This is a genomic window from Mesorhizobium sp. M2A.F.Ca.ET.067.02.1.1, from assembly GCF_004023285.1.
Taxonomy (GTDB): domain Bacteria; phylum Pseudomonadota; class Alphaproteobacteria; order Rhizobiales; family Rhizobiaceae; genus Mesorhizobium.
In genome coordinates, this window is sequence record NZ_RZSB01000593.1 from 1 (window position 1) to 3,805 (window position 3,805).

General features: G+C 65.5%; 5 protein-coding genes. 2 read left to right on the forward strand and 3 right to left on the reverse strand.

Going from position 1 to position 3,805, the window contains the following annotated elements:
- Window positions 1–836 (reverse strand): LysR family transcriptional regulator (locus EOA28_RS28185; RefSeq protein WP_148670894.1); only part of this gene is annotated, 836 nt, incomplete at its 3' end.
- 116 nt (window positions 837–952) lie between these two features.
- On the opposite strand from EOA28_RS28185, the gene EOA28_RS28190 reads away from it, so the two are divergent.
- Window positions 953–1,243, forward strand: a complete 291-nt coding sequence (locus tag EOA28_RS28190; protein WP_126078275.1) for a muconolactone Delta-isomerase family protein — start codon at window positions 953–955, stop codon at window positions 1,241–1,243.
- A 65-nt stretch (window positions 1,244–1,308) separates the two neighbouring features.
- Here EOA28_RS28190 and EOA28_RS28195 read toward each other — a convergent pair whose 3' ends face one another.
- Together EOA28_RS28195 and EOA28_RS28205 are read right to left on the reverse strand one after the other, a co-directional pair.
- Window positions 1,309–1,656 carry a hypothetical protein gene (locus EOA28_RS28195; RefSeq protein ID WP_127253648.1) on the reverse strand — a complete coding sequence of 116 codons (348 nt, stop codon included), beginning with the start codon at window positions 1,654–1,656 and terminating at the stop codon, window positions 1,309–1,311.
- Window positions 1,657–1,971: 315 nt separating this feature from the next.
- Entirely contained in the window at window positions 1,972–2,703 is a 732-nt protein-coding gene (locus EOA28_RS28205) for a FadR/GntR family transcriptional regulator (protein ID WP_127253647.1), read from the reverse strand.
- Between the two features lie 135 nt (window positions 2,704–2,838).
- Between EOA28_RS28205 and EOA28_RS28210 the strand changes: the two genes are divergently transcribed.
- Window positions 2,839–3,805 (forward strand): L-idonate 5-dehydrogenase (locus EOA28_RS28210; RefSeq protein ID WP_148670895.1); only part of this gene is annotated, 967 nt, incomplete at its 3' end.

Here is a 3,805-nt window from a genome sequence, read left to right on the forward strand (position 1 = left end):
TTCCTGCGCCATGCCAGATGGATCGACACGCTGCGCTTGAACCAGGGCAGGTCGCGGAAGATCACGCCCGGAGGTGCCGCGCTGCGCAAGCTTTCCTGGACCGTGGCGAGGCCGAGACCGGCGCTGACCAGGCCGAGCGACGTCAACGGATCGTTCGTCTCATAGGCGATGTCGGGCATGAAACCGGATTCGGCGCAGGCCGCCAGGAACTGCGCGCGGTTGGTGTCGCCGGGCTGGCGCACGACGGTGATCCAGACGCGGCCGTCGAGTTGCCCGGGCTGTATGTCGGCGATACCGGCAAGCGGATCGCCCTCTGGGATTGCCAGCACCAATGGCTCGCGCCGCACCAGCATGCTTTCAAGATCGGGATCGCCCTCGGGTGCCGGCGAGTAGACGAAACCGAGGTCGAGCACGCGCTGCCTCAGATCATCGAATTGCGCAGCCGTTCGCAGGCTCCTGAGTTGCAGGTGGAAATCCGGCCGCGCGTGGCGGAAATCCTTCAGCATCGCGGCGATCAGCCCCGCATGCACCGCGCCCTCGACATAGCCGATGGCAAGGCTGCCCGTGGCGCCGCTGGCGAGGTTGCGGCCCAGCTCTTCCAGTCGCGCCGCGTTGGCAAGCAAGGCGCGCGCTTCGGCAAGGAAGGCCCTGCCCTCGGCGTTGAGATGGAGGCGCTGCTTCACCCGCTCGAACAAAGTGACGCCGAGCTGCTCCTCGAGCTGTATGATTTGCCGGCTCAAGGGCGACTGCGAAACGTGCAATTGCTCGGCGGCGCGGCCGACATTGCCGGCCTCGGCGACGGCGACGAAATATCTGATCTGGCGCAGGTCGAGCATTTTTTGGCCTCTCAATTCCAAGTCCTCAAAGGTCTGAGCTTTATCCTAATCAGTCTTGGACAGTCTGGACTCGGCGCGATATCTCCCTCGTCACCCCAGCCACGAAGGAGATCGCCATGCAGTTCTTTGCCCTGCTCAGCCGCAACACCCAAAAATTCAGCGACGCCGATTTCGCGCCGCTGCTGCCGCCGGAGTCCGAGCGGCGAAAGGCGCTTTACGTGCAAGGCGCGGTGCGCCAGATCTGGAACCGTGGCGACATTCCCGGCAGCGGCATGATGTTCGAGGCGGCCGACGAGAAGGAAGTGCGCGGCCATCTCGCCACGCTGCCGCTGATCGAGGCCGGCATGATGGACATCACGGCGATCGTGCCGCTCAACCCCTATCCTGGCTTTGGGCCGAAGCGCTGAATCGAGCCTTATTCGTGAGGTTGCCGCATATTGGCGGCCTCACGGCCAGGCTTCCTGCATCGCGTTCACTGAAAGCCATGCCATCGCGAGAAGCGCGACGAGCAGCGCCAGCCGCAGCCCCGCGGATCGCGCCTGGCCGGTCTCCTGACGCTGAAGCCGGCGCCAGGTCTGGAATGCCGCGAAGAGAGTAAGCAGCGCATAAAACCTGGCCAGCATCCACAAGACCGCCCGCCGGATATCGGAATGCCGTTATTCTCGAGCACCTTGCCGATCAGCATCGCCGGTCCGGCGACGAACAAGGCAATGGCGATGCCGAACAGGAAGCCGATCATCGCGCCTGGAAAGGACGTCGCCGACAGCGCGAGCAGCACCGCCAGAAGGACGAGCAGAGTGATGAACGCGCGCTGGCTCATGGGCCATTATTCCCCGACCGAACGTAGCGTAATGTACCAGTCCGACCTTAACTGCGCGTAACGGCGTGGGCGGTCTTCGAACCGTGGGCCGGGGTGCGGCTGGCCGAGACCTGCCTTCCCCTACCGGCAACGGAACCGATGCGGGCTTAAATTCGGCCATCATCACTGGGCTGAAAACCCTGCCAGGCGAGACGACGCCGGTGGTCTCGCCGCAACGAAGAAATCGTCTCCAGCTTGCCGAGCGCCATTCTGGCGTGCCCATTGCCGCCGACACACAGCAGACCGGGACGACAGGCAAATTCCGATCTGAACGATTCAGCCGGCACCAGTGAGTTCAGCTGCCGTGCGCACGCGGGCGAGCACCTCGCTCAGCATGTCGTGCATGGCCTTGCGGGCTCTTGCGGAGTCGCCGGACTCGATCGCCTTCAGCACCTTGCCATGCGCGTCGAGATCGCCCACCGGGTGACCGAACAGCGCGTTGGTGGTCGGCACGCTATACTGCAGCGCCGTGTGGATCAGCGCGGAGAGCGGCAGGAAGAAGCGGTTCCCGGTGGCGGCAAGCACCGCTTCATGGAAAGCGGCGTCCGACAAGACCGGATCGCCCTGGCCGGAGGAGGCCGCGCGCATCGCTTCGAAGGCCTCGCGGATGGCGACGATCTCGTCCGGGTTGTTGCGGCTCGCGGCAAGAGCCGCGGCCTCGCATTCGAAACCCAGGCGCACTTCCAGAAGCTCGATGATGAAGTGGCGCGGTGTCGCGCTGGCGCGCAGCCAACCCAGCACCGCGGGGTCCAAGAAATTCCAGTCCTTCAGCGGGCGGATGCGCGAGCCACGCCGCGGGCGGGTGACCAGCAGGCCTTTGGCCCACAGGATCTTCACCGCTTCGCGCGCCGCACTTCGGCTGGCGCCGAAGCGGGCGCAGATCTCCTCCTCGCCAATCAGGGTCGCGCCGGGCGGAAACAGCCCTCGGAGAATCTCGCGGCCGAGATTGTTGGTTATCTCGTCCGTCACCGACGCCGTCTGGTTGCCTGCCATTTTGTCCCGGCCCATTTGGTTCTGCTAGCAAGCGTCGGTGTTATCTTAGCAAGCCGAACCTGTCCATTATCATCTGATTTGTCAGATAAATGCAGTTGAAGGCATCGCGACTTTCCTGTTAGCTGTTGGGGGAAGCAGCGGAGAGCCGGTTTGTCGCCAACATCCTCGATGCGCGCGGTGGTGCTGCGCCGGCCGCTCGACCTCGACGTCGAGGAGCGCACAACGCCAGGGCCCGGGCCAGGCGAGGTACTGGTGCGCATTGCGCGCGGCGGCATTTGCGGCTCCGACCTGCATTATTTCCGCCATTGCGGTTTCGGCACTGTGCGCATGAAGGAGCCGATGATCCTCGGCCACGAGATCGCCGGCCGCGTCGAGGCGCTGGGCGCCGGCGTTTCCAGGCCGGCGGTGGGGACGGCGGTCGCCGTCAATCCCGCCAACCCTTGCGGCGTCTGCGCCTTCTGCCGGGCCGGGCAACCGATCCATTGCCTCGACATGCGCTTCCTGGGGTCGGCGATGCGCATGCCGCATGTGCAGGGCGGCTTTGCCGAACATCTCGTCTGCCGCGCCAAAAACGCCGTGCCGCTGACGACGGGCTCCGACCCTACCGCCGGCGCGTTCGCGGAGCCTCTTGCCGTGACGCTGCATGCCGTCGCCCAGGCGCCGGTCTATGGCAGCCGCGTGCTGATCATGGGCGCTGGACCGATCGGCACGCTGCTGGTGCTCGCCGCGCGCTTTGCCGGCGCGCGCGAAGTCGTCGTCACCGATGTGCAGGACAGACCGCTGCAATACGCCGCCAAGATCGGCGCCGACCGCACGATCAATGTCGCCACACATGCCGAGGCGATGGACGGCTACGCCGCCAACAAGGGGTATTTCGACGTCGTCTTCGAGGCCGCCGGCCAGGGCGGGACGGTCGCCAGCGCCTTGCCTGTCATCAAGCCGCGCGGCACGCTGGTGGCCGTCGGCCAGGGCGCGACGGCGGAGCTTTCCATGTCGGTCATCGTCACCAAGGAAATCCAGGTGAAGGGCAGCTTCCGCTTCGACACGGAATTCGCCCTGGCGGTCGACCTGATCGGCTCGGGCCGGATCGACGTCGCGCCGCTGCTCAGCAACACGC